Raw genomic sequence first — 4,940 nt, forward strand, 5'->3', positions numbered from 1 at the left:
CCGTGTTCGCGCAGGTTCTCGGGCTGGAGACCGTCGGTGTCGACGACGACTTCTTCGCCCTGGGCGGGCACTCGCTCCTGGCCGTACGGCTGGTGAGCCGGATCCGCTCGGTCCTCGGAGTCGAGGTCGGCATCCGGGTGCTGTTCGAGGCACCGACGGTGGCCCGCCTCGCGGCCCGCTTGGCGGAGGCGGACACCGCCCGGGTTGCACTGCGATCCCGGATGCGTCCGGAGCGGGTGCCGCTGTCGTTCGCCCAGCGCCGGCTGTGGTTCCTCGGACAGCTCGAGGGCCCGAGCGCGACGTACAACATTCCCCTGGCGCTCCGCCTGGGGGGTGATGTCGACCGCGAGGCGTTGGGTGCGGCTCTGCGGGATGTCATGGGCCGGCACGAGGTGCTGCGTACGGTGTTCGCGGTGGCGGACGGTGAGCCGTACCAGCGCATTCTGGATCTTCAGAATCTGGAGTGGCAGCTCCAGGTGGTCGAGGTGACGCCGGACACCCTGGCCGGTGCCGTCGCCGCGGCACAGACGTACGCCTTCGACCTGTCGGTGGAGGTGCCGTTCCGGGCCTGGCTCTTCGACGCCGGGTCGGGGGAGCAGACGCTGGTCGTGGTGGTGCATCACATCGCGGGCGACGGCTGGTCGACCGGTCCGCTCGCGCGTGATGTATCGGATGCGTACGCGGCGCGGCGCGAGGGACGGGCTCCCCGATGGGCGGAACTGCCCGTGCAGTACGCCGACTACGCGCTGTGGCAGCGTGAGCTCCTGGGTGAGGAGAGCGACCCGGAGAGCGTGATCTCCCGGCAGGTGGCGTACTGGCGGACCGCCCTGGCGGGGGCTCCGGAGGAGCTGGATCTTCCGTTCGACCGTCCGCGTCCGGCGGTGGCGAGCTACCAGGGACTCAGTGTGCCTCTGGAGATCCCGGCGGACGTTCATGCGAGCCTGGCGCAGCTGGCGCGGGACGAAGGCGTGACGCTGTTCATGGTCCTTCAGGCGGCCCTGGCCACGCTGCTGTCCAGGATGGGCGCGGGGACGGACATCCCGGTCGGTTCGGCGGTGGCGGGGCGCACCGACGAGGCGCTGGACGACCTGGTCGGCTTCTTCGTCAACACGCTCGTGATACGTGCAGACCTGTCGGGAAACCCCTCATTCCGTGAGCTGCTGGCGCGGGTGCGGGAGGTGGGGCTTTCGGCCTTCGCCCATCAGGACGTGCCGTTCGAGCGTCTGGTGGAGGAACTCGCCCCGGCGCGGTCACTGGCCCGGCACCCGCTGTTCCAGGTCATGCTCACCGTGCAGAACACCGCCGAAGCCACGGTGGACCTTCCCGGTGCACACGGCGGGGGGATGTCGGCCGGAGCGCAGGCGGCCAAGTTCGACCTCGAAATGAGCGTCGGGGAGGTCTTCGACGACACGGGTGCGCCGGCGGGCCTGCGGGGCGTGATGACGGTGGCGTCGGATCTGTTCGATGCCGGTACGGCTGAGGAGTTGGCGTCGCGGTGGGTGTGGGTGCTGGAGGCGCTTGTTGCCGATCCGTCGATGCGGGTTTCGGCCCTGGATGTCCTGGGCTCCGAGGAGCGGCGTCGCGTGTTGGTGGAGTGGAATGACACCGGTGCGGTGTTCGGGGGGTCGACGCTTCCGGGGGTGTTCGAGGCGCAGGTGGCTGGGGCGCCGGATGCGGTTGCGGTCGTCGCCGATGGGGACGCGGTGTCGTACGCGGAGTTGGATGCGCGGGCGAATCGGCTGGCGCGGCTGCTGGTCGGTCGGGGTGTGGGGCCGGAGTCGGTGGTGGGGGTGGCGTTGGAGCGCGGTGTGGATCTGGTGGTCGCGCTGTGGGGTGTGCTGAAGGCCGGTGCTGCGTATCTTCCGGTGGATCCGGAGCTTCCGGCGGAGCGGATCGCTTTCATGCTCCGTGATGCGGGAGCTGCAGTGGTCCTGACCGTGGATGCCTTCACGGAGCTCGTTCCGGACGGGTTGCCTTCCGTGGTGCTGGATTCCCCAGCAATTGCCGGGGAGTTGGCGGGGCTGGATTCTTCGGCTCCCGGGGTGGCGCTGTTGCCGTCGCATCCGGCGTATGTGATGTATACGTCAGGGTCGACGGGGCTGCCGAAGGGTGTGGTGGTCTCGCATGCGGGGATGGTGAATCGTCTGCTGTGGATGCAGGAGCGGTACGGTCTCGCGGACGGTGAGCGGGTGGTGCAGAAGACTCCGTTCGGCTTTGACGTGTCGGTGTGGGAGTTGTTCTGGCCGTTGCTGGTCGGTGGGGTGCTGGTGGTGGCGCGGCCTGGTGGTCACCGCGATCCGGGGTACCTTGCCGGGCTGATCCGTGAGCAGGGTGTGAGCACGGTTCATTTCGTGCCGTCGATGCTTGAGGTGTTCCTCCGCGACGCCGGTGCCGCGGGCTGCGGGGGGCTGCGGCGGGTGGTGTGCAGTGGTGAGGCACTGTCGCCGCAGGTGGTGCGCCGGTTCTTCGAGGTGTTCGAAGGAGTGGAGCTGCACAATCTGTACGGTCCGACCGAGGCGTCGGTGGACGTCACGTCGTGGCAGTGCGACCCGGCAGACGTCAGCGGCAGTGTGGTGCCGATCGGCCGTCCGGTGGCCAACACTCAGGTGTTCGTACTGGACGCACACCTTGCCCCGGTTCCGGTCGGGGTGGTCGGTGAGCTGTATCTGGCGGGTGTGCAGTTGGCCCGCGGGTATGCGAACCGGCCGGGTCTGACTTCCGAGCGTTTCGTGGCGAATCCGTTCAGTGGTAGCGGTGGGCGGATGTACCGGACCGGGGACCGGGTGCGGTGGAACGCGGAAGGTGAGCTGGAGTACCTCGGGCGCGCCGATGATCAGGTGAAGATCCGTGGTTTCCGGATCGAGCCGGGCGAGGTCCAGGCCGTGATCGCCTCGCATCCGCAGGTCGTGCAGGCTGCGGTGATCGCCCGGGAGGACACCCCGGGAGACACCCGCCTGGTCGCCTACGTCGTCCCCGACGGCGAAGCCGACATCACCGACGAGGTACGGGAGTTCACCTCGGGCAGCCTTCCCGAGTACATGGTGCCGTCGGCCGTCGTCGTACTCGACGCGCTCCCTGTCACCGTGAACGGCAAGCTGGACCGTAAAGCCCTTCCCGCTCCGGATTACGCGGCCACGGCGGGTAGCGGTCGCGCCCCGGCGAACGTCCGTGAGGAGATCCTCTGCGCTGCGTTCGCCGAGGTCCTCGGTCTCGGCGCTGTGGGTGTGGACGACAACTTCTTCCAGCTGGGAGGGCATTCGCTGCTTGCCGTTTCGCTGGTGGAGCGTCTGAGGGCGCACGGTGTGACGGTGTCGGTGCGGGCGTTGTTCGACGCGCCCACGCCGGCCGGTCTCGCCGCCGCTGCGGGCGTGGAGGAGGTCGCCGTTCCGGCGAACGGCATTCCGGACGACGCGGTCGAGATCACTGCGGACATGCTGCCGCTGGTGGAGCTGTCGACGGCCGAGATCGAGGAGATCGTGGCGGGTGTGGAGGGTGGTGCGGCCAATGTTGCCGACGTCTATCCGCTCGCGCCTCTGCAGGAGGGTCTGCTCTTCCACCATCTCCTGGCCGATGGCGGCGAGGACGCGTATGTCATGCCGCGGGTGTTGAAGTTCGACTCCCGTGAGTGGCTGGATGCGTTCCTCGGCGCGCTGCAGCAGGTAGTGGACCGGCATGACGTGTTCCGCACCGGGATCGTCTGGGAGGGACTGCGCGAGCCGGTCCAGGTCGTGCGCCGGCACGTCGTCCTGCCGGTCACCGAAGTGCAACTCGATCCGAAGGCGGACGATGCCATAGCCGAGTTGATCGCTGTCGGCGGCCTGTCGATGGATCTCGGCCGCGCGCCGCTGCTGGACATCCACACAGCGCTCGAGCCGGGCACAGACCGGTGGCTGGCCCTCGTGCGGATGCATCACATGGTGCAGGACCACACGGCGCTGGAAGTGGTGCTGGAGGAGGTGGAGGCGTTCCTCACGGGTCGGGGTGACGAACTGGCCGAGCCTCTGCCGTTCCGGAACTTCGTCGCACAGGTACGTGGCGGGGTCGAACGCTCCGAGCACGAGCGGTTCTTCGCCGACCTGCTGGGCGATGTCACCGAGCCCACGGCCCCCTTCGGGCTGGTGGACGCCCGTGGTGACGGCGCAGGCGTGGTCCGGGCCGAGCTGGCCTTCCCGGCGGCGTTCGTCGGCCGGGTCAGGGAGGTCTCGCGTCGGCTGGGCGCGAGCCCCGCCACGGTCATGCATGTGGCGTGGGCGCGGGTGCTGGGCGCGGTCAGCGGCCGTGACGACGTCGTGTTCGGCACAGTGCTGTTCGGCCGGATGAATGCCGGTTCGGGCGCGGACCGGGTGGCCGGCCCGTTCATGAACATGCTGCCGGTGCGGGCGCGGGTGGCCGGAGTCGGCGTGCTCGACGCGGTATCCGACATGCGTGCCCTTCTGGCCGGGCTGCTGGAGCACGAGCATGCCCCGCTCGCGGTCGCGCAGCAGGCCAGCGGGGTGGCGGCCGACGTACCGCTGTTCACCTCGATGTTCAACTACCGGCACAACACCGGCCACGGCGCCGGTTCCGCCGAGAACACCGAGGGCCGGAGCGGTGGGCTCGACGGCGTCCGGATGGTGTTCACGCAGGACCGGACCAACTACCCGCTGTCGGTCGCCTTCGACGATGACGGGGACGCACTCGTCCTGGCCGTGGACGCGGTGGCTCCGATCGACCCCGAAGCGGTGTGCGCGATGCTGCGTACTGCCGTGGAGGGACTGGTCACGGCACTGCAGGACGTGCTGGACGGCGGTGCGGACAGCCCCCTGAGCGCAGTGGATGTGCTGGGTGAGGGGGAGCGGCGTCGGGTGTTGGTGGAGTGGAACGACACGGCGGTGGAGATGCCGGGAGTGTCGGTGGTGGAGCTGTTCGAGGGGTGGGTGGCGCGGACGCCGGATGCGGTG

Annotated in this window: 1 protein-coding gene; it reads left to right on the forward strand. The window is 69.3% G+C overall.

Features of this window, described 5'->3' with window-relative positions:
• The coding region (locus tag ACIBB8_RS37375) for an amino acid adenylation domain-containing protein (RefSeq protein WP_398959814.1) at positions 1 to 4,940 on the forward strand (4,940 nt) is incomplete at both ends.

The sequence above is a fragment of the Streptomyces sp. NPDC051286 genome (assembly GCF_044455345.1).
Classification (GTDB): Bacteria; Actinomycetota; Actinomycetes; order Streptomycetales; family Streptomycetaceae; genus Streptomyces.